This window comes from Kitasatospora sp. NPDC001660, assembly GCF_053596725.1.
This window is the reverse complement of record NZ_JBSFGU010000018.1, coordinates 120,633-145,906: the sequence shown is the minus strand read 5'-3', so window position 1 is coordinate 145,906 and position 25,274 is coordinate 120,633. Positions and strand designations below refer to the sequence as shown.

The 25,274-nt window shown below is 72.0% G+C and carries 23 protein-coding genes; 20 read left to right on the top strand and 3 right to left on the bottom strand.

What is annotated here, in order from left to right; all coding sequences use genetic code 11:
• The first annotated feature begins 88 nt into the window (after positions 1–88).
• Entirely contained in the window at positions 89–547 is a 459-nt protein-coding gene (locus tag ACWCXH_RS21170; RefSeq protein WP_449802985.1) for a thiol-disulfide oxidoreductase DCC family protein, read from the top strand.
• Here the strand turns inward: ACWCXH_RS21170 and ACWCXH_RS21165 are convergent.
• Positions 535–2,583 (bottom strand): elongation factor G-like protein EF-G2, encoded by a 2,049-nt coding sequence (locus ACWCXH_RS21165; protein WP_449802973.1) that lies wholly within the window; start codon positions 2,581–2,583, stop codon positions 535–537. The two genes, ACWCXH_RS21170 and ACWCXH_RS21165, sit on opposite strands and share 13 nt — an antisense overlap.
• 256 nt (positions 2,584–2,839) lie before the next feature.
• On the opposite strand from ACWCXH_RS21165, the gene pgsA reads away from it, so the two are divergent.
• From pgsA to ACWCXH_RS21085, 16 genes are all read left to right on the top strand, one after another.
• Positions 2,840–3,487, top strand: coding sequence for a phosphatidylinositol phosphate synthase (gene pgsA / locus ACWCXH_RS21160; RefSeq protein WP_449802972.1), 648 nt, complete (start codon positions 2,840–2,842; stop codon positions 3,485–3,487).
• Between the two features lie 16 nt (positions 3,488–3,503).
• A complete protein-coding gene (locus ACWCXH_RS21155) occupies positions 3,504–4,490 on the top strand; it encodes a phosphatidylinositol mannoside acyltransferase (RefSeq protein WP_449802971.1) in 987 nt (328 codons plus the stop codon).
• Positions 4,491–4,538: 48 nt separating this feature from the next.
• A complete protein-coding gene (locus ACWCXH_RS21150) occupies positions 4,539–5,723 on the top strand; it encodes a glycosyltransferase family 4 protein (RefSeq protein ID WP_449802970.1) in 1,185 nt (394 codons plus the stop codon).
• A gap of 86 nt (positions 5,724–5,809) precedes the next feature.
• On the top strand, positions 5,810–6,178 hold the full coding sequence (locus tag ACWCXH_RS21145) for a 5-carboxymethyl-2-hydroxymuconate Delta-isomerase (RefSeq protein ID WP_449802969.1): 369 nt from the start codon (positions 5,810–5,812) through the stop codon (positions 6,176–6,178).
• 42 nt (positions 6,179–6,220) lie between these two features.
• Complete coding sequence (locus ACWCXH_RS21140; RefSeq protein WP_449802968.1) at positions 6,221–6,766, top strand: hypothetical protein; 546 nt, start codon at positions 6,221–6,223, stop codon at positions 6,764–6,766.
• A 145-nt stretch (positions 6,767–6,911) separates the two neighbouring features.
• On the top strand, positions 6,912–7,823 hold the full coding sequence (gene pdxS / locus ACWCXH_RS21135; RefSeq protein WP_449802967.1) for a pyridoxal 5'-phosphate synthase lyase subunit PdxS: 912 nt from the start codon (positions 6,912–6,914) through the stop codon (positions 7,821–7,823).
• Positions 7,824–7,917: 94 nt separating this feature from the next.
• Positions 7,918–8,532, top strand: coding sequence for a pyridoxal 5'-phosphate synthase glutaminase subunit PdxT (gene pdxT / locus ACWCXH_RS21130; protein WP_449802966.1), 615 nt, complete (start codon positions 7,918–7,920; stop codon positions 8,530–8,532).
• 99 nt (positions 8,533–8,631) lie between these two features.
• The gene (locus tag ACWCXH_RS21125; protein WP_049651428.1) at positions 8,632–9,390 is read left to right on the top strand and encodes a YebC/PmpR family DNA-binding transcriptional regulator; all 759 of its coding nucleotides are present in this window, start codon (positions 8,632–8,634) and stop codon (positions 9,388–9,390) included.
• Between the two features lie 143 nt (positions 9,391–9,533).
• Positions 9,534–10,088 (top strand): crossover junction endodeoxyribonuclease RuvC, encoded by a 555-nt coding sequence (gene ruvC, locus ACWCXH_RS21120; protein ID WP_449802965.1) that lies wholly within the window; start codon positions 9,534–9,536, stop codon positions 10,086–10,088.
• Positions 10,089–10,091: 3 nt separating this feature from the next.
• Positions 10,092–10,703: a Holliday junction branch migration protein RuvA gene (ruvA, locus tag ACWCXH_RS21115; protein WP_449802964.1), complete on the top strand. Its 612-nt coding sequence runs from the start codon at positions 10,092–10,094 to the stop codon at positions 10,701–10,703.
• A 47-nt stretch (positions 10,704–10,750) separates the two neighbouring features.
• On the top strand, positions 10,751–11,830 hold the full coding sequence (gene ruvB, locus ACWCXH_RS21110; protein WP_449802963.1) for a Holliday junction branch migration DNA helicase RuvB: 1,080 nt from the start codon (positions 10,751–10,753) through the stop codon (positions 11,828–11,830).
• Positions 11,831–12,086: 256 nt separating this feature from the next.
• On the top strand, positions 12,087–12,494 hold the full coding sequence (gene yajC / locus ACWCXH_RS21105; protein ID WP_449802962.1) for a preprotein translocase subunit YajC: 408 nt from the start codon (positions 12,087–12,089) through the stop codon (positions 12,492–12,494).
• A gap of 147 nt (positions 12,495–12,641) precedes the next feature.
• Complete coding sequence (gene secD / locus ACWCXH_RS21100) at positions 12,642–14,516, top strand: protein translocase subunit SecD (protein WP_449802961.1); 1,875 nt, start codon at positions 12,642–12,644, stop codon at positions 14,514–14,516.
• 4 nt (positions 14,517–14,520) lie between these two features.
• Positions 14,521–15,624: a protein translocase subunit SecF gene (secF, locus tag ACWCXH_RS21095; RefSeq protein WP_449802960.1), complete on the top strand. Its 1,104-nt coding sequence runs from the start codon at positions 14,521–14,523 to the stop codon at positions 15,622–15,624.
• 25 nt (positions 15,625–15,649) lie between these two features.
• Entirely contained in the window at positions 15,650–16,201 is a 552-nt protein-coding gene (locus tag ACWCXH_RS21090) for an adenine phosphoribosyltransferase (protein WP_449802959.1), read from the top strand.
• A 184-nt stretch (positions 16,202–16,385) separates the two neighbouring features.
• Positions 16,386–18,818, top strand: coding sequence for a RelA/SpoT family protein (locus tag ACWCXH_RS21085; RefSeq protein WP_449802958.1), 2,433 nt, complete (start codon positions 16,386–16,388; stop codon positions 18,816–18,818).
• An 86-nt stretch (positions 18,819–18,904) separates the two neighbouring features.
• On the opposite strand, the gene ACWCXH_RS21080 is transcribed toward ACWCXH_RS21085, so the two are convergent.
• Both ACWCXH_RS21080 and ACWCXH_RS21075 read right to left on the bottom strand, forming a co-directional pair.
• A complete protein-coding gene (locus ACWCXH_RS21080) occupies positions 18,905–20,134 on the bottom strand; it encodes a DUF349 domain-containing protein (RefSeq protein WP_449802957.1) in 1,230 nt (409 codons plus the stop codon).
• A gap of 267 nt (positions 20,135–20,401) precedes the next feature.
• Positions 20,402–21,250 (bottom strand): peptidylprolyl isomerase, encoded by an 849-nt coding sequence (locus ACWCXH_RS21075; protein WP_449802956.1) that lies wholly within the window; start codon positions 21,248–21,250, stop codon positions 20,402–20,404.
• Positions 21,251–21,504: 254 nt separating this feature from the next.
• Between ACWCXH_RS21075 and ACWCXH_RS21070 the strand changes: the two genes are divergently transcribed.
• The 3 genes from ACWCXH_RS21070 to aspS are packed head-to-tail and all read left to right on the top strand — an operon-like array spanning position 21,505 to position 25,273.
• Positions 21,505–22,212 (top strand): MBL fold metallo-hydrolase, encoded by a 708-nt coding sequence (locus ACWCXH_RS21070; RefSeq protein ID WP_449802955.1) that lies wholly within the window; start codon positions 21,505–21,507, stop codon positions 22,210–22,212.
• An 11-nt stretch (positions 22,213–22,223) separates the two neighbouring features.
• Complete coding sequence (gene hisS / locus ACWCXH_RS21065; protein WP_449802954.1) at positions 22,224–23,486, top strand: histidine--tRNA ligase; 1,263 nt, start codon at positions 22,224–22,226, stop codon at positions 23,484–23,486.
• On the top strand, positions 23,483–25,273 hold the full coding sequence (gene aspS, locus ACWCXH_RS21060) for an aspartate--tRNA ligase (protein WP_449802953.1): 1,791 nt from the start codon (positions 23,483–23,485) through the stop codon (positions 25,271–25,273). Before hisS ends, aspS begins: the two co-directional genes overlap by 4 nt.
• Position 25,274: the final 1 nt, after the last annotated feature.

The following is a 25,274-nucleotide window of genomic DNA, read 5'->3' as shown; positions in this document are numbered from 1 at the left end:
TTCGAGAGGCATGATGCCCAGCTTCGCCGGTGTCGATACCCGGTGGTTCCCGTACCCGGTGGTTCCCGTCGGGTCGGGCGGGTGCAGGATGATCGTGACTGCGGTGGAAGGGGTTGTGGTGAAGGATCCGGTGCTGGTCTTCGACGGGGACTGCGCGTTCTGCTCGTCGTGCGTGGGGTGGGCGGAGCGGTATCTGCGGCAGACGCTGGCGTCGGGGGGCTGGGAGGCGGTGCCGTTCCAGTTCGCGGATCTGGCGGCGTTGGACGCGCGGGCCGGCGGGTCGGGTGAGGTCGGCTGGGAGCGTGCGGAGCGCGAGGTGCTGTGGGTGACGCCGGCCGGCCGGGTGTACGGGGGCGCGCAGGCGGTGGCGCGGTTGCTGATGCGGTCGGGTGGCGCGTGGGCGTACCTGGGTGCGCTGGTGACGCTCGCGCCGGTGCGGCCGGTGGCGGGCGCGGTGTACCGCTGGGTGGCGCGGAACCGGCACCGGATGCCGGGTGGTACGCCGGCGTGCGCGCTGCCGAACCGGCAGGCCGCTCAGTCGGTGTAGCGCTCGGCGATCGCGGCCGGCATGGGTTCGTGCCGCAGGTAGGCGCGGCTGAACTCGGCGGTGCCGTGGGTCAGTGAACGCAGGTCCACGGGGTAGCGGGTGAGTTCGAGCTCGGGGACCTCGGCGCGCAGCAGGGTGAGGCCGGGGCCGCCGTTCTCGGTGCCGAGGACGCGGCCGCGGCGGGCGGAGAGGTCGCCGAGGACGGCGCCGAGGTAGTCGTCGGGCAGCAGGATGCTGACCGCGGCGACGGGTTCGAGCAGCCGGATGACGGCGTGCTCGGCGGCGTCGCGCAGGGCGAGGGCGGCGGCGGTCTGGAAGGACGCGTCGGAGGAGTCGACGGAGTGGGCCTTGCCGTCGGTGAGGGTGACGCGGACGTCGACGAGCGGGTGTCCGGTGGCGACGCCCTTGGCGAGTTGGGCGCGGATGCCCTTCTCGACGGAGGGGATGAAGTGCTTGGGCACGGCGCCGCCGACGACGTGTTCCTGGAATTCGAAGCCGGAGCCGGCGGGGAGGGGCTCGACCTCGAGGTCGCAGATGGCGTACTGGCCGTGGCCGCCGGACTGCTTGACGAGCCGGCCGTGGCCGGCGGCGGCGCTGCCGAAGGTCTCGCGGAGGGCGACCTTGGGTTCGACGGTGTCGACGTGGACGCCGTGGCGGGTGCGGAGGCGGTCGAGGACGACGTCGGCGTGGGCTTCGCCGGTGCACCAGAGAACGAGCTGGTGGGTGTCGGGGTTCTGTTCGAGGCGCAGGGCCGGGTCCTCGGCGGTGAGGCGGGTGAGGGCCTGGGAGAGCTTGTCGTCGTCGGCCTTGCTGTGGGCTTCGACGGCGATGGGGAGCAGGGGTTCGGGCAGGGTCCAGCCGTCGAGTTCGACCGGGTGGCCGGGGTCGTGGACGGTGTCCCCGGCGCGGGCGGTGGTGAGTTTGGCGGCGCAGACGAGGTCGCCGGCGACGGCGTGCGGGACGGGGCGCTGGAGTTTGCCGAAGGGGCTGCTGAGGGCGGTGACGCGTTCGTCTCCGTCCTGGTCGGGGGCGTGGGCGGGGCCGGTGAGGTGGATGCGGGTGTCGGGGCGCAGGGTGCCGGCGTAGAGGCGCAGGAGGCTGATCCGGCCGACGTAGGCGTCGCCGGTGACGCGGACGACCTGGGCGGCGAGGGGGGCGTCGGGGTCGCACGCGGGGGCGGGGCGGGTGCGTTCGGTGGGGTCGGGGAAGGTGTGGGCGATGAGGTCGAGGAGTTCGGCGGCGCCGAGGCCGTTCTCGCTGGTGGGGACGGCGGGGTGGAGGGTGCAGGCGAGGACTTCGCGGCGCATGCCGGCTTCGAGGGCGTCGGTGTCGAGGGTGTCGCCCGCGAGGTAGCGCTCCATGAGGGTGTCGTCCTGGCCGGAGATGGCCTCGACGAGGCTGTCGCGGGCGGGGGCGGTGTCGGGCAGGGGGGTGGCGTCGCCGTAGGTCTGTCCGGTGAGGAGGTCGACGCTGCCGTCGGGGTGGCCGTCGTGGAGGACGGGGAGGAAGAGCGGGCGCAGCGTGTCGGGGCCGAGGTCGAAGGCGTCGTGGCAGGTGGTGAGGATGTCGTCGAAGCCGGTGCGGGCGAGGTCGAGTTTGGCGACGGCGATGGCGCGGGGGATGCCTTCGGCGGTGCATTGGCGCCAGAGGGCGCGGGTGGGGGCGGTGACGGGGTCGGTGGCGGAGACGACGAAGACGGCGGCGTCGGCGGCGTGCAGGGCGGCGCGGAGGTCGGCGGCGAAGTCGGGGTGGCCGGGCGGGTCGATGAGGTTGATCTTGGTGCCGCGCCATTCGAGGGGGAGCAGCGCGAGCTGGACGGAGCGCTGTTGCTGGTGCTCGATGTCCTCGTGGTCGGAGACGGTGGTGCCGTCGGCGACGCGGCCGGCCCGGCCGGTGGCGCCGGCGGTGAGGGCGAGGGTTTCGGCGAGGGTGGTCTTTCCCACACCGCTGCAGCCGATGAGGACGACGTTGCGCAGGTCCCGGGGGCCGGTGACGTCGGGGGCCTGGCCGGCTCGTGCCGTGCTGCGGTCGGGCATCGGGGTCTCCTCCCGTGGCGCCGAGGCTGTCTTGGGAAAGTCTAGGGTCGGGTCTCGCCGGGGCGCGTGTCGTACGGTGCGGGCGATCGTCGTACGCGCGTGCGGCGTGGTCGGTGCGCCGTCGGGCGGTGCGTGCGCCGGACCGTGTCGTCGGCGTGGCTACGATGGGTGCGCCGGATGGGCTGATCCGTCCGGCCGTCTGCCGCGAGTGTTGCGCCAGGCGGGTACCTGGGAGATCGGAGCGGTCGGGAAGGCCATGCTCAACAAATACGCGCGTGCCTTCTTCACACGTGTTCTGACCCCGTTCGCCGCGTTCCTGATCCGGCTGGGCGTGAGCCCGGACGCCGTGACGCTGATCGGTACCGCCGGTTCGGTGGCCGGTGCGCTGGTGTTCTTCCCGCGGGGGGAGTTCTTCTGGGGCACCATCACGATCACGCTGTTCATCTTCTCGGACCTGGTGGACGGGAACATGGCCCGCCAGCTGGGCCGGAGCACCAAGTGGGGCGCGTTCCTGGACTCGACGCTGGACCGCGTCGCCGATGCGGCGATCTTCGGCGGGCTCGCGATGTGGTACGCGGGCAAGGGGGACGACAACCTGCTGTGCGCGGTGGCGATCGTGTGCCTGGCCAGCGGTCTCGTGGTGTCGTACACGAAGGCGCGGGCACAGAGCCAGGGCCTGCCGTGCGACGTGTCGGGGCTGGTGGAGCGGGCCGAGCGGCTGGTGGCCAGCCTGGTGGCGGCCGGGGTCTCGGGTCTGCACACGTTCGGGGTGCCGTACGTGGAGTGGCTGCTGCCGGTGGCGCTGTGGCTGGTCGCGGTGGGCAGTGTGATCACGGTGCTGCAGCGGATGCTGACCGTGCGCCGGGAGGCGTTCGAGGCCGACCGCGTGGCGGCCGGGAGCTGATGGGGGGCGTCCTGCGGTGACGGACCGACTGGTGTACTGGGCGTACGCGCTGGGCTGGGCGGTGCTGAAGCACCTTCCGGAGCGGGTGGCGCGGGCGCTGTTCGACGGGCTGGCGGACTACGCGTGGCGCCGGCGCGGCAAGCGGGTGCTCCAGCTGGAGGCGAACCTGCGGCGGGTCCGTCCGGGGCTGGACGAGGGCGCGCTGCGGGCGCTGTCGCGGGCGGGGATGCGCTCGTACCTGCGGTACTGGATGGAGTCGTTCCGGCTGCCGGTGTGGAGCCGGGGCCGGGTCGCCCGGGACGTGCAGGTGGAGGGTTTCGAGCACCTGCGCGGGGCGGTGGAGGCCGGTCGGGGCGCGGTGATAGCGCTGCCGCACATGGGCAACTGGGACCTCGCGGGCACGTGGGTGGCGCAGCAGGGCCATCCGTTCACGACGGTCGCGGAGCGGCTGAAGCCGGAGCGGCTGTTCGACCGGTTCGTGGCGTTCCGGGAGGGCCAGGGCATGGAGGTCCTGGCGTTGACCGGCGGCGGGGTGAACGTGATCGGCACCCTGGCGCGGCGGCTGCGCGAGGGGCGGCTGGTGTGTCTGGTGGGGGACCGGGACCTGTCGGAGGCGGGCATCGAGGTGTCGTTCTTCGGCGAGGCGACGCGGATGCCGGCCGGGCCGGCGGCGCTGTGCCAGCGGACCGGGGCGGCGCTGCTGCCGGTGACGCTCTGGTACGACGGGCCGGTGCTGCGGGCGCGGATCCACCCGGAGGTGCCGGTGCCGGCCGAGGGCGACCGCAGGGAGCGGACGCTGGCGATGACGCAGGCGATGGCGGACGTGTGGGAGCGGGGGATCGCCGAGCACCCCGAGGACTGGCACATGCTGCAGCGCTTCTGGCTTTCCGACCTGCCGGTCCGTGAGACGGTTGGGGAGAAGGCGGGGGAGCGGGTCCTGCCGGTGCGGGAGGACGTGCCGGAGCCGGCCGGCGAGCCCGCGGCGGAGGCGACCGGGTCCTGAGGCCCGGCCCCTGTCGTACCGGAGCACGCGAAGGAGCATGAGGAACCCGTGAAGATCGGCATCGTCTGCCCGTACGACTGGGACGTCCCCGGCGGTGTGCAGTTCCACATCCGGGACCTGGCCGAGCACCTGATCCGCCTCGGCCACGAGGTGTCGGTGCTGGCGCCCGCCGAGGACGACGAGGCGCTGCCGCCGTACGTGGTCTCGGCCGGGCGGGCGGTGGCGGTGCCGTACAACGGGTCGGTGGCGCGGCTGAGCTTCGGGATCCTGTCGGCGGCGCGGGTGCGGCGGTGGCTGCACGACGGGCGGTTCGACATCCTGCACGTGCACGAGCCGGCCTCGCCGAGCCTGTCGATGCTGGCCGCGTGGTCGGCGTCGGGGCCGATGGTGGGGACGTTCCACACGTCGAACCCGCGCTCGCGGGCGATGATCGCGGCCTCGCCGATCCTCCAGCCGGGGCTGGAGAAGATGCGGGCCCGGATCGCGGTGTCGGAGTACGCCCGGCGGACGCTGGTCGAGCACCTGGGCGGGGACGCGGTGGTGATCCCGAACGGCGTGGACGTCGGCTTCTTCGCGGGCGCCGAGCCGGACGAGCGCTGGACGGGCGGTGCGGCACAGGGCGAGCCGGGCACGATCGGCTTCATCGGGCGGATCAACGAGCCGCGCAAGGGGCTGCCGACGCTGCTCGCGGCGCTGCCGAGGATCCTGGCCGAGCGGCCGGGCGTGCGCCTGCTGGTGGCCGGCAAGGGCGACGAGGAGGAGGCCGTGGCGGGCCTCGCGCCCGAGGTGCGCGGGCAGGTCGAGTTCCTGGGCATGGTGAGCGACCGGGAGAAGGCGCGGCTGCTGCGCAGCGTCGACCTGTACGTGGCGCCGAACACCGGCGGCGAGAGCTTCGGGATCATCCTCGTCGAGGCGATGTCGGCGGGTGCTCCGGTGCTGGCGAGCGATCTGGACGCGTTCAAGCAGGTGCTGGACGGGGGCGACGCGGGCGAGCTGTTCCCGGTGGAGGACGCGGACGCGCTGGCGCGGTCGGCGCTGCGGCTGCTGGGGGATCCGGCGCGGCTGGAGCAGCTGCGGAAGGCGGCGTCGCGGCACGTGCGGCGGTTCGACTGGTCGACGGTCGGGGCGGACATCCTCGCGGTGTACGAGACGGTGACGGCGGGTGCGGCGGCGGTCGTCGAGGAGGACGTGCGCAGCGGGCGGCGGAGCCGGTTCGGGCTGGCGAGGGACTGATCGACTCCGGCGGGGGCCGTGGCCGGGCCGGGTGTCGGTGGAGTTAGGGTCGGGCGACCGTATCGCTTGACGCATGGGGGCAACCGATGCCGCAGATTTCCGTCGACTACTCGTCGAGCCTGGCCGGGACCTTCGACCGCCGGGGCCTGGGCCTCGCGATCAACCGGCTCGCGGAGGAGACGATCGACGCCAAGCCGGACTCCTGCAAGACCGTGTTCCGGCAGAGCGAGGCGCTCGTCGTCGGCACGAGCGGGACGCCGGACGACGCGCAGGTGTTCGTCGAGTTCCAGATCTTCCCCGGCCGGACCCCGGAGGCGAAGGCCGCGCTCAGCGAGGGCGTCCTGGCCCTGCTGGCCCAGTACGTGAAGCCGGCGCCCGGAACGCGCCTGTTCACGGCGGTGGACATCGCGGACATCGACCGGGAGTGCTACCGCAACGCGGCCGTCCGGGGCTGACGCCGATCGGGTGGCCGGTGACACCCGGTAACGTAGCGGCCCGTGACTACGTGGATCTGGGCCGGCGTGGCCGTGGTGCTGTTCGGCATGTACCTGAGTTGGACGGCCGGTCGGCTGGACCGGTTGCACGCCCGGATCGACGCCGCCCGTGCGGCGCTGGACGCGCAGCTGGTCCGCCGGGCGTCGGTGGCGATGGAGCTGGCCACCTCCTCGCTGCTGGACCCGGCGGCCTCGCTGCTGTTGCTGGACGCGGCGCATGCGGCCCGGCAGGCGGACGACGAGCAGCGCGAGGTGGCGGAGAGCCAGCTGAGCCTGGCGCTGCGGGCGGTGTTCGCCGAGCCGGAGCAGGTGGCGGCGCTGGTGGCCGAGCCGGGCGGCGAGGAGGCCGTGAAGGACCTGACGGCGGCGGTCCGGCGGGTGCCGATGGCGCGCCGGTTCCACAACGACGCGGTGCGGGCGGCGCGGGCGGTGCGCCAGCACCGGCTGGTGCGGTACTTCCGGCTGGCCGGGAAGGCGCCGTTCCCGATGGCGTTCGAGATGGACGACGCACCGCCGCCGGCCCTCACGCCCGAGGGCGCACCGGCCTGACGTCCGTGCACGGAGGTCCGTGCACGGATACGGCCTGTTTGTCGCATCCGGTGGTGCGGGCTGGACTTGGTGGCGCATGGATGCGTCAATTCATGCGCCTACCATAGGGCGATAGCACTGGTTCATTCTTCGAGTGAGGTCTCACGTGTCCACCACCCCCACCACCGCAGACCAGCCGCAGATCGGCACCGCCCGGGTGAAGCGCGGCATGGCCGAGCAGCTCAAGGGCGGTGTGATCATGGACGTGGTCAACGCCGAGCAGGCGAAGATCGCCGAGGACGCCGGCGCTGTCGCCGTCATGGCGCTGGAGCGGGTCCCGGCCGACATCCGCAAGGACGGCGGCGTGGCCCGCATGTCGGACCCGAACATGATCGAGGAGATCATCGAGGCGGTCTCGATCCCGGTCATGGCCAAGTCCCGCATCGGCCACTTCGTCGAGGCCCAGGTCCTGCAGTCGCTCGGCGTCGACTACATCGACGAGTCCGAGGTCCTGACCCCGGCCGACGAGGTCAACCACTCCGACAAGTGGGCCTTCACCACCCCCTTCGTCTGCGGTGCCACCAACCTGGGCGAGGCCCTGCGCCGCATCGCCGAGGGCGCGGCCATGATCCGCTCGAAGGGCGAGGCCGGCACCGGCAACGTCGTCGAGGCCGTCCGTCACCTGCGCCAGATCAAGAACGAGATCGGCCACCTGCGCGCCCTGGACCACAACGAGCTGTACGCCGCCGCCAAGGAGCTGCGCGCCCCGTACGAGCTGGTCAAGGAGGTCGCCGAGCTCGGCAAGCTGCCGGTCGTGCTGTTCTCCGCCGGTGGCGTGGCCACCCCGGCCGACGCCGCGCTGATGCGCCAGCTGGGCGCCGAGGGCGTGTTCGTCGGCTCCGGCATCTTCAAGTCGGGCGACCCGGCCAAGCGCGCCGCCGCCATCGTGAAGGCCACCACCTTCTACGACGACCCGAAGATCATCGCCGACGCCTCCCGCAACCTCGGCGAGGCCATGGTCGGCATCAACTGCGACACCCTGCCGGAGACCGAGCGCTACGCCAACCGCGGCTGGTAATCGCCCCCGTACCCGGGCCGGCCCGCCGCAGCGCCTCGGCGCGCGGCGGGCCGTGCCACGCATTCCTCCAGAAGATCGAACGAGGTTGAAGACCGTGAGCACTCCAGTCATCGGCGTCCTCGCCCTGCAGGGCGACGTCCGCGAGCACCTGGTGGCGCTGGCCGAGGCCGACGCGCTCGCCCGTCCGGTGCGCCGCGCCGAGGAGCTGGCCGAGGTCGACGCGCTGGTGATCCCCGGCGGGGAGTCCACCACCATGTCCAAGCTGGCCCTGCTGTTCGACGTGATGCAGCCGCTGCGCGAGCGGGTCGCCGCCGGGATGCCGGTGTACGGCACCTGCGCGGGCATGATCATGCTGGCGGACAAGATCCTGGACGGCCGCGAGGACCAGGAGACCGTCGGCGGCATCGACATGACCGTGCGGCGCAACGCCTTCGGGCGCCAGAACGAGTCCTTCGAGTCCGGGATCGCCTTCGAGGGCCTGGGCGACGCGCCGGTGCACGGCGTGTTCATCCGCGCGCCCTGGGTCGAGGCGGTCGGCGCGGGCGTCGAGGTGCTGGCCGAGCTGCCGGCCGCGGACGGTCCGGAGAGCCGGATCGTGGCGGTGCGCCAGGGGAACCTGCTGGCCACGTCGTTCCACCCGGAGCTCACCGGCGACCACCGGGTGCACGCCTACTTCGTGCGGATGGTCGAGGAGCACCTCGCCGCGTAGCCCGCGGGGCCGCGTGCTGACCGTGTGCACCTCACCGGTGACGACACCGGTAAGATCTCAGCTGTTTCATTTCCATTTGGCGACGTAAAGGAGCTGGCGATGTCCGGCCACTCTAAGTGGGCTACCACCAAGCACAAGAAGGCCGTGATCGACGCCAAGCGCGGCAAGCTCTTCGCCAAGATGATCAAGAACATCGAGGTGGCGGCGCGCACCGGCGGGCCCGACCCGGCCGGCAACCCGACCCTCTACGACGCCATCCAGAAGGCGAAGAAGAGCTCGGTCCCGATCGACAACATCAACCGCGCCGTCAAGCGCGGTGGCGGCCTGGAGGCCGGCGGCGCCGACTACCAGACCATCATGTACGAGGGCTACGGCCCGAACGGTGTCGCGGTCCTGATCGAGTGCCTCACCGACAACCGCAACCGCGCCGCCTCCGACGTGCGCGTCGCGATGACCCGCAACGGCGGCTCGATGGCCGACCCGGGCTCGGTGTCGTACCTGTTCACCCGCAAGGGTGTCGTGATCGTCCCCAAGGCCGACGGCGTGGACGAGGACAAGCTCTTCGAGGTCGTCCTCGACCAGGAGCCGGAGGAGATCAACGACCTCGGCGACTCGTTCGAGATCGTCTCCGAGGCCTCGAAGATGGTCGCCGTCCGCACCGCCCTGGTCGACGCCGGCGTCGACTACGACTCGGCCGAGGCCAACTTCCTCCCGAGCATGCAGGTCGAGCTGGACGTCGACGGCGCCCGCAAGATCCTGAAGCTGATCGACGCGCTGGAGGACAGCGACGACGTGCAGAACGTCTTCGCCAACTTCGACATCTCGGACGAGGTCGGCGCGCAGCTCGACGCCGAGTGACCGACCGTCGCCTGATCGACGGCGGGTGACCGTTCTCACTGCCCGGCCCGGTGGTCCCTGGACCACCGGGCCGGTGTCGTCGGTCGGGTTGTCCGACCGGGACGGTAGCCTTCGCAGGTCGAGGACGAGAGGCGGGGCGTGACGTGCGGGTACTGGGCGTGGACCCGGGGCTGACCAGGTGCGGTGTCGGCGTGGTCGAGGGCGCGCCGGGGCGGCCGCTGCGGATGGCCGGGGTCGGCGTCGTGCGCACGCCCGCGGACGCGGAGATCGGGCAGCGGCTGCTGCTGGTCGAGCAGGGCATGGAGCGCTGGCTCGACGAGCACCGGCCCGACCTGGTCGCCGTCGAGCGGGTGTTCGCCCAGCACAACGTCCGGACGGTGATGGGCACCGCCCAGGCCAGCGCCGTCGCGATGCTGTGCGCCACCCGGCGCGGCATCCCCGTCACCCTGCACACCCCGAGCGAGGTCAAGGCCGCCGTCACCGGCTCGGGCCGGGCCGACAAGGCGCAGGTCACCGCCATGGTGCAGCGCCTGCTGCGGCTGGACGCCCCGCCGAAGCCGGCCGACGCCGCCGACGCGCTGGCGCTGGCCATCTGCCACATCTGGCGCGGCCGGACGACGAACCGCCTGGAGGCCGCGATCCAGGCGGCCCGCGCCACCCCCCAGAAAAGCCCGATCCACTCCCGTGAAAGGCAGTAGCCGGTGATCGCCTTCGTGCAAGGACCCGTGGCGGCCATCTCCGCCGGGCTCGCGGTCGTCGAGGTCGGCGGGGTCGGCATGGCCGTGCAGTGCACGCCGAACACGCTGGCCGGGCTGCGGCTGGGGGAGCCGGCCCGGCTCGCCACCTCGCTCGTCGTCCGGGAGGACTCGCTGACGCTGTTCGGCTTCGCGGACGACGACGAGCGGGCCGTCTTCGAGATCCTGCAGGCCGCGCCGGGGGTCGGGCCGAAGCTCGCGCAGGCGATCCTCGGCGTGCACAGCCCCGACGCGCTGCGGCTGGCCGTGGCGAACGGGGACGAGAAAGCCCTGGTGGCCGTGCCCGGCATCGGCAAGGCCAAGGCGGCCAAGCTGCTGCTGGAGTACAAGGACAAGCTGGGCGCCCCGCACGGCAGCGTCCCGGCGCAGAAGCCGCTCGCCGCCGGGCCCGCGCCGTGGAGCGAGCAGCTGCACTCCGCGCTGGTCGGCCTCGGGTACGCGCCGAAGGAGGCGGACGAGGCGGTCGACGCCGTCGCCCCGCAGGCGCAGGCGCAGGCCGTCACCGACGTCGGCGCCCTGCTCAAGGCCGCGCTGCGCACCCTGAACCGCGCCCGCTGAAGCCCATCTGACGATCTGTCCGTTTGTCGACATTGGAGCCCTCGCTGATGACCCCGTACGACTCCGACCCGGCGGCCGACCGGCTGGTCACGGCCGCCGCCGACGGCGAGGACCAGGCGGTCGAGGCGGCGCTGCGGCCCAAGCTGCTGGACGAGTTCATCGGCCAGGAGCGGGTGCGCGAGCAGCTGTCCCTGGTGCTCCAGGCCGCCCGCAAGCGCGGGGCCGCACCGGACCACGTGCTGCTGAGCGGCCCGCCCGGGCTCGGCAAGACGACCCTGTCGATGATCATCGCGGCCGAGCTGGGCGCGCCGATCCGGATCACCTCGGGGCCGGCCATCCAGCACGCGGGCGACCTCGCGGCGATCCTCTCCTCACTCACCGAGGGCGAGGTGCTGTTCCTCGACGAGATCCACCGGATGTCCCGGCCCGCCGAGGAGATGCTCTACATGGCGATGGAGGACTTCCGGGTCGACGTGATCGTCGGCAAGGGCCCGGGCGCCACCGCCATCCCGCTGGAGCTGCCGCCCTTCACCCTGGTCGGCGCCACCACCCGGGCCGGCCTGCTGCCGCCGCCGCTGCGGGACCGGTTCGGCTTCACCGGGCACATGGAGTTCTACGCGCCGGCCGAGCTCCAGCGGGTGGTGCACCGCTCGGCCGCACTGCTGGACGTCGAGATCGACCCGGCCGGCGCGGCCGAGATCGCCGGGCGCTCGCGCGGCACGCCGCGCATCGCCAACCGGCTGTTGCGCCGGGTCCGCGACTACGCCCAGGTCCGGCACGACGGCGTGGTCACCGCCGGGATCGCGGCCCAGGCGCTGGACGTCTACGAGGTGGACGCCCGCGGCCTGGACCGGCTGGACCGCGCGGTGCTGGACGCGCTGCTGCGGCTGTTCGGCGGCGGCCCGGTCGGTTTGTCGACATTGGCGGTCGCAGTCGGTGAGGAGGCCGAGACGGTCGAGGAGGTCGCCGAGCCCTTCCTGGTGCGCGAGGGCCTGCTCGCCCGCACCCCGCGCGGCCGGATCGCCACCGCCGCCGCCTGGCAGCACCTCGGGCTGACCCCGCCGGTCCAGCCCACTCGCGGCATCGTCCCGGCCCAGGCCGAACTCTTCCCGCCCGACGAGGGCTGAACGGGTGACGTGCGTCCCCGGTTCCCGAGGGGCCCGGCGACGCGCCGCGCGGGGAAGCCGGCGGAGAAGCCAAGGACGAAGTCCGGGGAAACCGTGCAGGCGGAGGGTCGCCACTTTCGGCGGCAGGATGCGATGCTTGGCGTTGTCCGATCAGTTCGGGGTCGCCTAGACTCCGCCGGACCGCCCCTCTCACCTGACGGGCCGACCAATACCACACAGGCCGCCGACCGGCGACCCGTAAAGGACCCTGGCTGCAGTGAACTTCATCATCCTTCTCCTCCCCATCATCGCGATCGTGCTCATGTTCCGGTCGCAGAAGAAGCGCCAGCAGCAGATGCAGTCGATGCAGACCTCGCTGGAGCCCGGGGCGGGAGTGCGCACCATCGGGGGTCTGTACGCCCAGGTGAAGGCGGTCAACGACGAGACCGTCGAGCTGGAGATCGCGCCCGGCGTGGTCACCCACTTCACCAAGAGCGCGATCGCGGCCGTCCTGGAGCCCCAGGAGTACGACGCGATCATCAACGGCCGCCCCGCCGAGGACGAGCTGCCCGAGCCGGAGGACGTGGACGCCGACGCCGCGCCGGTCGAGGACAAGCCGCTGACGCTCACCAAGGACAGCGCCGAGAAGGGCGATGCCGAGGGCGGGGCTCCCGCGAGCAAGTAGTACGGCCGGGCAACCCGCCCGGCCGCGCGGCGCAGTGCCGCGAGCCCACAGGACTTCAGGGCCGCCAGACCGCCATGCCCCCGTCCCGCCACGAGCCGGACGGGGGTCCGGTCGGGGAGGTGGCATGGACAGGGAGAAACGAGCAAGGTGGCAACACCCAAGTCGCGCCCGCGCGACGGCTACCCAGGGCGGGCACTGGCCCTCATCCTGGTCGTCACCGTCGGACTGGTCGCCCTCATGTTCGGGACGGGCAACACCAAGCCCAGGCTCGGCATCGACCTCGCCGGCGGCACCAGCATCACGCTGACCGCGAAGTCGACCGACCCCAAGGCGATCAACAAGTCCAACATGGACATCGCCACCGGGATCATCGAGCGCCGGGTCAACGGGATGGGTGTCTCCGAGGCGGAGGTCCAGACCCAGGGCTCGGACACGATCATCGTGAACATTCCCAAGGGCGGCGACCGGCAGAACACCGCGGAACAGGTCGGCACCACCGCGAAGCTCTACTTCCGCCCGGTCCTGGCCGTGGCGCCCAGCGGTCTCCAGGTCCCGGCCCCCACCGCCACCCCGTCCGCCGGTGCCTCCGGCACCCCGGGCGCGGCCCCGTCGGCCACCGGTTCGGCCGCCCCGAGCGCCGCCGCCTCCGGCACGCCGTCCGCCGCCGCCTCCGCCACCCCGAGCGCGAGCGCGAGCGCCACCAAGCAGGGCCGCGCCGTCGGTGAGGCCCTCGCGGCCGACGCCAGCCCCTCCACGGCCGCCACCGGCGTGGCCGCCAACCCGAGCGGCACCGCCAGCGCCCCGGCCTCCGGCGCGCCGTCCGCGGCCGCCTCCGGCACCCCGAGCGCCCCCGCCACGGCCCCGAACCCGGCCGACCTCTCCGCCGCGATGACCCAGGGCACCGTGCCGCCGGAGCTGCAGAAGGCGTTCAGCGACCTCGACTGCACCAAGCCCGAGTTGCGTCAGCAGTTCGGTCAGCAGCCCGAGGACAAGCCGGTCGTCGCCTGCACCCAGAACCCCGAGCGCGGCGGCGCCTACGCCAAGCTCGCCCTCGGCCCGGTGGCCGTGAAGGGATCGGACGTCTCCAAGGCCCAGCCGTCCATCGACACCCAGCAGGGCGGCGGCTGGCAGGTCCAGCTCCAGTTCAACGACAAGGGCACCAGCGCCTTCGCCGACGTCACCGGCAAGCTGGCCACCATGCCCGACCCGACCAACCAGTTCGCCATCGTGCTGGACGGCGAGGTCGTCTCCCACCCGTACGTGCGCAACGCCATCCCCGGCGGCAGCGCCGTCATCTCCGGCACCTTCAGCCAGACCGAGGCCAAGGACCTGGCCAACGTGCTGAGCTACGGCGCCCTGCCGCTGGAGTTCAGCAAGGGCGACATCACCACCGTGTCCCCGCAGCTCGGCTCGGACCAGCTCAAGGCCGGTCTGATCGCCGGTGCGATCGGCATGCTGCTGGTGGTCGCCTACTCGGTGATCTACTACCGCGGCCTCGGCCTGGTCTCGATCGCGGGTCTGGTCGTCTCGGCGATCCTGACCTACTCGATCATGAGCCTGCTCGGCGGCGGGATCGGCTTCGCGCTGAACCTGCCGGCGGTCTGCGGTGCGATCGTCGCGATCGGTATCACCGCCGACTCGTTCATCGTGTACTTCGAGCGCATCCGCGACGAGGTCCGCGAGGGTGCCCCGCTGCGCCCGGCGGTCCAGCGGGCCTGGCCGCGCGCCCGGCGCACCATCCTGGTGTCGGACTTCGTGTCCTTCCTGTGTGCCGCGGTGCTCTACATCGTCTCGGTCGGCAAGGTGCAGGGCTTCGCCTTCACCCTGGGTCTGACCACGGCGCTCGACGTCGTGGTGATCTTCCTCTTCACCAAGCCGCTGATCACGCTGCTGGCCCGGCGCAGGTTCTTCGCCGACGGCCACCCGTGGTCCGGCCTGGACCCGAAGCGGCTGGGCGCTCGCCCGCCGCTGCGCAGCAGCCGTCGCCGTAGCCCCTCCTCTGCCGCCGTGAAGGAGGCCTGACACCGTGTCACGCTTCTCCAATCTGGGCCACCGGCTCTACCAGGGCGAGATCAGCTTCGATTTCGTCGGCCGCCGCAAGATCTGGTACTCGATCTCCGGTGTCATCGTCCTGGTCGCCGCGATCGGCCTGGCCATGGGCCTGCACCTGGGCATCGAGTTCAAGGGCGGTTCGGTCTACACCGTCAACAAGCCGGGGCTGACCGTCTCGCAGGCGCAGACCACCGCCAACGAGATCGTGTCCTCGCACCCGCTGGTGCAGTCGACGGACAACGGTAAGATCCGCGTCCAGGTCAGCACCGACGAGCAGAAGAGCTCGGACGACATCCGTGCGCAGCTCTCGCAGAAGCTGGGCGTGCCGCTGGACACCGTCGAGGCCCAGGTGATCGGCCCCAGCTGGGGCAAGCAGATCTCCGACAAGGCGCTCACCGGTCTGATCGTCTTCATGATCCTGGTGACGGCCTACCTGGCGATCGCCTTCGAGTGGCGGATGGCGGTGGCCGCCCTGGTCGCCCTCATCCACGACCTCCTGATCACCATCGGCGTGTACGCCCTGGTGGGCTTCGAGGTCACCCCCGGTACGGTGATCGGCTTCCTGACGATCCTCGGGTACTCGCTCTACGACACGGTCGTCGTCTTCGACACCGTGAAGGAGAACACCAAGGGGCTCACCAAGCAGAACAAGCTCACCTACAGCGAGGCGGCCAACGCGGGCCTCAACCAGACCCTGGTGCGTTCGCTCAACACCACCGTGGTCGCCCTGCTGCCGGTCGCCGCGCTGCTGTTCATCGGTGGCGGCATCCTGGGCGCCGGCACGCTGAACGACATCTCGCTCGCGCTGTTCATCGGTCTCGCGGCCGGTGCCTACTCCTCGATCTGCGTCGCCACCCCGCTGCTGGCGCAGCTCAAGGAGGAGCAGCCGCAGATGAAGGCGCTGCGCAAGCGGGTCCTGCAGCACCGCGCGAGCCAGGCGGCCAAGGCCGCCTCGGCCGAGGACGGCGAGGGCTCGGAGGGCGAGGAGATCGCGGACGAGCCGACGGGTATGGTCGGTCAGCGCGGCCGGTCGGCCGGCACCTCGCGTGCCAAGGGCCGTCCGTCCACCAAGCGCTGAGCCCCGACCCGAAGGACAGGACACCGTGACCACCGCCGACACCGCACTGGCCGATCTGCTGAACAGCCGGATCCGGGACGTCCCGGACCACCCGAAGCCGGGTGTGCTGTTCAAGGACATCGCGCCGCTGCTCGCCGACGCCGAGGCCTTCGGCGCCCTCACCCGGGCGCTCGCGGACCGGGCGCAGGCGCTCGGGGCGACGAAGGTGGTCGGTCTGGAGGCGCGCGGCTTCGTGCTGGCGGCTCCGGCGGCCTTCGCGGCCGGGCTGGGCTTCGTGCCGATCCGCAAGGCCGGCAAGCTGCCCGGCGAGGTGTTCCGGCGCTCGTACGAGCTGGAGTACGGCTTGGCGACGCTGGAGGTGCAGTGCGACGCCTTCGCGCCCGGTGAGCGGGTGCTGGTGGTGGACGACGTGCTGGCCACCGGCGGGACCATCGGCGCCGCGCTGGACCTGGTGAAGGAGGCGGGCGCCGAGCTGGCGGGCGTCGTGGTGCTGATGGAGCTGGGCTTCCTGGACGGCCGCGAGCGGCTGGCCGGGCACCTGGACGGCGCCCCGCTGGAGACGCTGGTCACGGTCTGAGGGGCCTGCGGGACCTGAGCGACAGGCGGCGGTCGGATCATCTGACCGCCGCCTTCGCGTGTCCGCACCCGGGCGGCTGAACACCGGAGCGCCCGGCTCGGTACCATGAAGATTCATCCCCTCCCGGTTGTGCGCTGGCGGCGCGGCCCGCGAGGGGCCGGCCCCGGTGCCCCGAGGAGTGTCCTTGCCCGACGAGGTTGTGCCCACGGCCGCAGCGGCCGCCCCCGAAAACCGTCCCACGCCCTCGGGGGCCACCCCGGCACGTCCGGCGCCGACCTCCTCGCGTTCGTTCCCGCCCACCGGCCGCGGCTCCGCCGCCGGCGGCATGCGCGCCCGCCTGGCCCGCCTCGGCGGCCAGCGCTCCAGCGTGCTCAACCCCGTCCTCGAGCCGCTGTTCCGCTCGATCCGGGCGAACGACCCGAAGGCCGACCCGGCGCTGCTGCGCGACATCGAGCGCGCCTACGCGGTGGCCGAGAAGTGGCACCGCGGGCAGAAGCGCAAGAGCGGCGACCCGTACATCACCCACCCGCTGGCCGTCGCGACCATCCTGGCCGAGCTGGGCATGGACGCCCCGACCCTGATGGCCGGGCTGCTGCACGACACCGTCGAGGACACCGACTACGGCCTGGAGACCCTGCGCAAGGACTTCGGCGACTCGGTGGCCCTGCTGGTGGACGGTGTCACCAAGCTCGACCGGGTCAAGTTCGGCGAGGCCGCGCAGGCCGAGACCGTCCGCAAGATGGTCGTCGCGATGGCCAAGGACCCGCGCGTCCTGGTGATCAAGCTCGCCGACCGCCTGCACAACATGCGCACGATGCGCTACCTCAAGCGGGAGAAGCAGGAGAAGAAGGCCCGCGAGACGCTGGAGATCTACGCCCCGCTGGCGCACCGGCTGGGCATGAACACCATCAAGTGGGAGCTGGAGGACCTCGCCTTCGCGATCCTCTACCCCAAGATGTACGACGAGATCGTCCGGCTGGTCGCCGAGCGCGCCCCCAAGCGGGACGAGTACCTGGCGACCGTCATCGACCAGGTCCAGGGCGACCTGCGCGGCGCCCGGATCACCGCCTCCGTCACGGGCCGGCCGAAGCACTACTACTCGGTCTACCAGAAGATGATCGTCCGGGGCCGGGACTTCGCCGAGATCTACGACCTGGTGGGCATCCGGGTCCTGGTCGACACCGTCCGCGACTGCTACGCGGCGCTGGGCACCATCCACGCGCGGTGGAACCCGGTGCCGGGGCGGTTCAAGGACTACATCGCGATGCCCAAGTTCAACATGTACCAGTCGCTGCACACGACGGTGATCGGGCCCGGCGGCAAGCCCGTCGAGCTCCAGATCCGCACCTTCGACATGCACCGGCGGGCCGAGTACGGCATCGCCGCGCACTGGAAGTACAAGCAGCGTGCGGTGGCCGGCGCGTCCAAGGTGCGCACCGACACGCCGACCCAGGTCCGCAAGGACGACAAGGCCGGCGCCGTCAACGAGATGGCCTGGCTGCGGCAGCTGCTGGACTGGCAGAAGGAGACCGCCGACCCGGGCGAGTTCCTGGAGTCGCTCCGCTTCGACCTGGCCAGCAACGAGGTCTTCGTCTTCACGCCCAAGGGCGACGTGATAGCCCTGCCGGCGGGCGCGACCCCGGTCGACTTCGCCTTCGCGGTGCACACCGAGGTCGGCTACCGGACCATCGGGGCCCGGGTGAACGGGCGGCTGGTGCCGCTGGAGTCGACCCTGGAGAACGGCGACACCGTCGAGGTGTTCACCTCCAAGGCGGAGAACGCCGGCCCCTCCCGGGACTGGCTGGGCTTCGTCAAGTCGCCGCGCGCTCGCAACAAGATCCGTGCCTGGTTCTCGAAGGAGCGCCGCGAGGAGGCGATCGAGCACGGCAAGGAGGCGATCGTCCGGGCGATGCGCAAGCAGGGCCTGCCGATCCAGCGGATCCTGACCGGCGACTCGCTGGTCACGCTGGCCCACGAGATGCGCTACCCCGACATCTCCTCGCTCTACGCCGCGATCGGCGAGGGGCACGTCGCCGCGCAGAACATCGTGCAGAAGCTGGTCCAGGCGCTCGGCGGCGAGGAGGGCGCCACCGAGGACCTGGCCGAGACCGCGACCCCGACGCACGACACCCGCAGGGCGATCCGCCGCCGGGCCAAGGGCGACCCGGGCGTGATCGTCAAGGGTGTCGAGGACGTCTGGGTCAAGCTGTCCCGCTGCTGCACCCCGGTGCCGGGAGACCCGATCGTCGGCTTCGTGACCCGCGGCAACGGCGTCTCGGTGCACCGCGCCGACTGCGTCAACGTCGAGGCGCTGAGCCAGCAGCCCGAGCGGATGATCGACGTCGAGTGGGCCGCCACCCAGTCCTCGGTCTTCCTGGTCGCGATCCAGGTCGAGGCGCTGGACCGCTCGCGGCTGCTCTCGGACGTCACCCGGGTGCTCTCCGACCAGCACGTCAACATCCTGTCCGCGGCGGTGCAGACCTCGCGCGACCGGGTCGCGATGAGCCGGTTCACCTTCGAGATGGGCGACCCGAAGCACCTGGGCCACGTGCTCAAGGCCGTCCGCGGGGTCGAGGGCGTGTACGACGTCTATCGCGTCACCTCGGCCCGCAAGTGACGCACGTGCCACGGGCATGAGGAAGGCCCCCGAAGCTCTTGTGTTCAAGCGCTCCGGGGGCCTTCGCCGTCCAGCGGGCCGAGGGATCAGCCGCTGAACTCCTCCTGGCTCTTGTGGGCCTGCTCCAGCAGCTCCTGGACGCCGGCCAGCTCGGACTCCAGCTTGGCGACCTTGGAGGCGTTGCCGGCGGCGCGGGCCTTGTCCAGGTCGGCCTGGATCTTGTCGGCCTTGGCCTGGAAGAGGCCGACCATGCCGGCGGCGCGGGCCTTGGCCTCCGGGTTGGAGCGCTTCCACTCGGCGTCCTCGGTCTCGCGGATCGCCCGCTCGACCGCGTTCAGCCGGCCGTCCAGCTTCGGACGGGCGTCGCGCGGTACGTGCCCGATCGCCTCCCAGCGCTCGTTGATCTCGCGCAGCGCGGCCTTGGCGGCCTTCAGGTCGGTGATCGGCAGGATCGCCTCGGCCTCGACGGCCAGCGCCTCCTTGAGCTTCTGGTTGGCCACCTGCTCGGCGTCCCGCTCGCTGAACACCGCGGAACGGGCCTGGAAGAAGACGTCCTGCGCGCCGCGGAACCGCGCCCACAGCTCGTCCTCGACGTCCCGCTGGGCCCGGCCGGCGGCCTTCCAGCGCGCCATCAGGTCGCGGTAGCCGGCCGCGGTGTCGCCCCACTCGGTCGACGAGGACAGCGCCTCGGCCTCGGCGACCAGCGCCTCCTTGGTCTGCCGGGCCTGCTCGCGCTCGGCGTCCAGGGCCGCGAAGTGCGCCTTGCGGTGCTTGGAGAAGACCGAGCGGGCGTGCGAGAAGCGGTGCCACAGCTCGTCGTCGCTCTTGCGGTCCAGCCGGGGCAGGCCCTTCCAGGTGTCCACCAGGGCGCGCAGCCGGTCTCCGGCCTCCCGCCACTGGGTGGAGCCGGCGAGCTGCTCGGCCTCGGAGACCAGCGCCTCCTTGGCGGTGCGGGTCTCGTCCTGGGCCTTGGCCCGGGCGGCCTTGCGCTCCTCGCGCCGGGTCTCGATCTCACCGGCCAGCGTGTCCAGTCGCTTGGCCAGGGCGTCCAGGTCGCCCACCGCGTGCCCCTCGGTCACCTGCGCGCGCAGGTGCTCCAGCGCGGTCTGGGCGTCCTTGGCGGCCAGGTCGGTGGTGCGCACCCGCTTCTCCAGCAGGCCGATCTCCACCTCGATGCCCTGGTACTTGCGCTCGAAGTAGGCCAGGGCCTCCTCGGGCGAGCCGGCCTGCCAGGAACCCACGACGCGTTCTCCGTCGGCCGTCCTGACGTAGACCGTGCCCTGCTCGTCGACACGGCCCCACGGGTCGCTGCTCATAGCGCGTCCTCCACATGACGTCGCGCCCGCGCCGGGGCGGCGCGCGTCCGTCGTCCACAGTTGATGTGCGGCGGACCGAAAGAGTCCGCCGTCCCCGTCCGCCGTGTCTTGCTGCCGAGGGTGACGGCTAAGGCGGGTCCGGGCACCCTACACAACGCCAACATAGGCGACCAGGCCCGGTGCTGTCCGCATCCGGGCCGGGCGATTTCGGGCCGGGGCCGCGCCGGAACGCGCTCTGGCACGCGTTCCGGCAGGCCCCGGGGGTTGTCAACCCTTCGAGACGGTAACCGAGTTGAAGGTGACGTCGGCCATCGGGTGGCCGTCCGGGCTGCCCTCCAGGGTGCCCGCGGCGGCGATCTTCTGCAGCACGTCCAGGCCCCCGGTGATCTTGCCGAAGGGGGTGTACTTCGAGTCGAGCTGGGTGTCCTTGTAGACCAGGAAGAACTGGCTCCCGTTGGTCCCCGGGCCGGAGTTGGCCATCGCGACGGTGCCCGCCGGGTAGGTCGCGCCGGTCAGGTTCTCGTCCGCGAACTTGTAGCCGGGGCCGCCCATGCCGCCCGGCACGGTCGCGCTGGCGGTCGGGTCGCCGCACTGGAGTACGAAGATGCCGCCGGTGGTGAGGCGGTGGCACTTGGTGTGGTCGAAGTACTGCTCGCCGGACAGGAAGGCGAAGGAGTTCACCGTGTGCGGGGCCTTGGCCGCGTCCAGGGCGATCGTCACCTTGCCGCAGTTGGTGTCCAGCGTCGCGGTGTACGTGCCGGCGGTGTCGATCGTCATGGCGGGCTCGGCCTGCCACTGCTTGCCGTTGGGCTTGCCCGGCGCCGGGTCCGCGCAGCCCTCGACCGGCTTGCGGGTCGGCGGGGCGGTCGGCTGGGAGGCGTCGGTCGCCGGCTGGGTCGGCGCCGCCTGGGCGGTGTTCGTCTTGTCCTTGTCGTCCGAGCTGAAGGCGCCCGTGGCGATCAGGGTGCCGCCGCCGGCCAGGACGACCACGGCGAGCGAGGCGCCCAGGATCGTGTTCCGGCGCTTGCGGGCGGCCGCCGCCGCGACGCGGCGCTCCATCTGGCGCTCGTACTTCTCGCGGGCGAGCTGCCGCCGCCGCTGTTCGCTGCTGACCACCGGCCGTGTCTCCTGAGGATGTGCGGGAAGAGTGGATGGTTTCCGGAGCGGATCATCGCATCCATCGGCGGCCAAGTGTAGGGACCGGGCCCGTAAGAACGCGGTGAACCTGTCAGACGGCCGGGCGCGCGCCCGCTATCTGGTTCGCAACCGGAGCCGGACCGCCGGTAGGCTGCCTTATCTGAGTTATCCAGGTCATCCAGGTCACCATCACTGGTAGCCGCCGCCTGTCGCCGCACACCCGAAGGACGCGCGTGTTCATCGCCGGATTCCCCGCTGGAGCCTGGGGCACCAACTGCTACCTGGTCGCGCCGGCGCAGGGCGAGGAGTGCGTCATCGTCGACCCCGGCCACCAGGCGGCCCAGGGTGTCGAGGAGCTGATCCGCGAGCACCGGCTGAAGCCCGTCGCCGTGCTGCTCACCCACGGCCACATCGACCACGTCGCCTCGGTGGTCCCGGTCTGCGGCGCCCGCGGCGTCCCGGCCTGGATCCACCCCGAGGACCGCTACATGATGTCGGACCCGGAGAAGGCGCTCGGCCGCTCCATGGGCACCCAGCTGATGGGCGAGATCACCGTCGGCGAGCCCGACGACGTGCGCGAGCTCACCGACGGCAGCGTGCTGGAGCTGGCCGGCCTGCAGCTCACGGTGGACCACGCCCCGGGCCATACCGGGGGGTCGGTGACCTTCCGGACGCCCGGCGCCGAGGACCTCCCCCCGGTGCTGTTCTCGGGCGACCTGCTGTTCGCCGGCTCCATCGGGCGTACCGACCTCCCGGGCGGGGACAGCGAGGCGATCATGCGCTCGCTGGCCCGGGTGTGCCTGCCCCTCGACGATTCCACCGTGGTCCTCTCCGGCCACGGCGGTCAGACCACCATCGGCCGCGAGCGCGCCACCAACCCCTACCTCCGACAGGCAGCGGGGGCGGCCGGCGCCCCGGCTTTCCCGCGACGAGGAATGTGACGGAAGAGAAGTTGAGCACCTTCACCGCCCCCAAGGGCACCTACGATCTGCTGCCCCCCAGCTCCGCGACCTTCCTGGCGATCCGCGAGCGCATCGCCGCGCCCGCCCGCCGGGCCGGTTACGGCTACATCGAGACCCCGGTCTTCGAGGACGTGAAGCTGTTCTCCCGCGGCGTCGGCGAGTCCACCGACATCGTGACCAAGGAGATGTTCTCCCTCACCAAGCGCGGCAAGGAGGACCTCGCGCTGCGCCCCGAGGGCACCGCCTCGGTGCTGCGCGCCGCGCTCCAGGCCAACCTGCACAAGCTGGGCAACCTGCCGGTCAAGCTCTGGTACTCCGGCTCGTACTACCGCTACGAGCGTCCGCAGGCCGGCCGCTACCGCCAGTTCTCGCAGGTCGGCGCCGAGGCGATCGGCGCCGAGGACCCGGCGCTGGACGCCGAGCTGATCATCCTCGCCGACGACGCGTTCCGCTCGCTGGGCCTGAACAACTACACGCTGCTGCTCAACAGCCTCGGCGACAAGCAGTGCCGCCCGGTCTACCGCGCCGCCCTGATCGAGTTCCTCTCCGGCCTCGACCTGGACGAGGACACCCGCCGCCGCGCCGGGATCAACCCGCTGCGCGTCCTCGACGACAAGCGCGAGTCCGTCCAGGCCCAGCTCGTCGGCGCCCCGATGCTGCGCGACTTCCTGTGCGAGGACTGCAAGGCGTACGACGAGAAGGTCCGCGAGCTGCTCACCGCCAACGGCGTGGCGTTCACCGACGACCCGAAGCTCGTCCGCGGCCTGGACTACTACACCCGCACCACCTTCGAGTTCGTGCACAACGGCCTCGGCGCCCAGTCCGCGATCGGTGGCGGCGGCCGCTACGACGGCCTGTCCGAGATGATCGGCGGCCCGGCGCTGCCGTCCGTCGGCTGGGCCCTCGGCGTGGACCGCACCTACCTCGCGCTGGAGGCCGAGGGCGTCGTCCTCGACCTGCCGGCCGCCACCTCCGTCTACGCCGTCGCGCTCGGCGAGGAGGCCAAGAACCTGCTGTTCGCCAAGGTGGTCGAGCTGCGCCGGGCCGGCGTCGCCACCGACCTCGCCTTCGGCGTCAAGAGCATCAAGAACGCCATGAAGTCCGCCGACCGGTCCGGCGCCCGCTTCGCCCTGATCGCCGGGGACCGGGACCTCGCCGAGGGCGTCGTCCAGCTCAAGGACCTGAGCACCGGCGAGCAGACCCCCGTCGCCCTCGACGCACTCGTCACCACCCTGAAGGAGAAGCAGCTGTGATCCGCACGCACGACGCGGGCACGCTCCGCCCGGAGCACGCAGGCACCACCGTCACCCTGGCCGGTTGGGTCGCCCGCCGCCGCGACCACGGCGGCGTGGCCTTCATCGATCTGCGCGACGCCTCCGGCACCGTGCAGATCGTGGTCCGCGACCTGGAGTCGGTGCACGGCCTGCGCGCCGAGTACTGCGTCAAGGTCGTCGGCGACGTCCGGGTGCGCCCCGAGGGCAACGAGAACCCGGACATCCCGACCGGCGCGGTCGAGGTCGTGGTCAGCGAGATCGAGGTCCTCTCCGAGGCCGCGCCGCTGCCCTTCCCGGTCGCCGAGTACGAGCCGGGCACGGTCAACGAGGAGGTCCGGCTGCGCTACCGCTACCTGGACCTGCGCCGCGAGGGCCCGGCCAAGGGCCTGCGGCTGCGCTCCAAGGTCAACAACATCATCCGCCGGGTGATGGAGGAGAACGACTTCCTCGACATCGAGACGCCGTACCTCACCCGCTCCACCCCCGAGGGCGCCCGCGACTTCCTCGTCCCGGTCCGCCTGCAGCCCGGCCACTGGTACGCGCTGCCGCAGTCGCCCCAGCTGTTCAAGCAGCTGCTGATGGTGGCCGGCATGGAGCGCTACTACCAGATCGCCCGCTGCTTCCGCGACGAGGACTTCCGTGCCGACCGGCAGCCGGAGTTCACCCAGCTGGACATCGAGGCCTCGTTCGTCGACCAGGAGGACATCCTGGCCCTCGGCGAGAAGATCGTCGGCGCCATCTGGCGCGAGGTGCACGGCTACGAGCTCCCCAACCCGCTGCCCCGGATGACCTACGCGGACGCCATGGGCCGCTACGGCTCCGACAAGCCGGACGTCCGTTTCGGCCAGGAACTCACCGACCTCACCGAGTATTTCAAGGGCACCGAGTTCCGCGTCTTCCAGGCCCCGTACGTCGGCGCCGTGGTCATGCCGGGCGGCGCCTCGCAGCCCCGCAAGGCCCTCGACGCCTGGCAGGACTGGGCCAAGGCGCGCGGCGCCCGCGGCCTCGCCTACGTCATCATCGACGCCGAGACCGGCGAGCTGCGCGGCCCCGTCGCCAAGAACCTCTCCGAGGAGCACCTGGCAGGCCTCGCCGCGGCCGCGGGTGCCAAGAACGGCGACGCGATCTTCTTCGCGGCCGGCAAGCAGCGCGCCTCGCAGGAGCTGCTGGGCGCCGCCCGCCTGGAGATCGGCCGCCGCTGCGAGCTGATCGACGAGTCGCAGTGGGCCTTCCTCTGGGTCGTCGACTTCCCGATGTTCGAGCCGATCGAGGACGAGAAGGGCGAGTTCCAGGGCTGGCACGCGGTGCACCACCCGTTCACCGCCCCGACCGCGCAGTCGCTGGCCACCTTCGACACCGACCCGGGCTCGGCCCTGTCCAACGCCTACGACCTCGTGCTCAACGGTTCGGAGCTGGGCGGCGGGTCGATCCGTATCCACCAGCGGGACGTGCAGAAGCGCGCGTTCGACGCGATCGGCCTCTCCGAGGAGGAGGCCTCCTCGCAGTTCGGCTTCCTGCTGGACGCCTTCAACTACGGCCCGCCGCCGCACGGTGGCGTCGCCTTCGGCCTGGACCGGATCGTCACGCTCCTCGGCGGGTACGACACCATCCGGGACGTCATCGCCTTCCCGAAGACGTCCACCGGCGGCGACCCGCTGACCGGCGCCCCGACCCCGATCACCCCGGCGCAGCGCCGCGAGGCCGGCGTGGACGCCCAGCCCAAGGTTCGCGAGGACGCCAAGTCCGAGGCGCAGCCCAAGGGCTGAC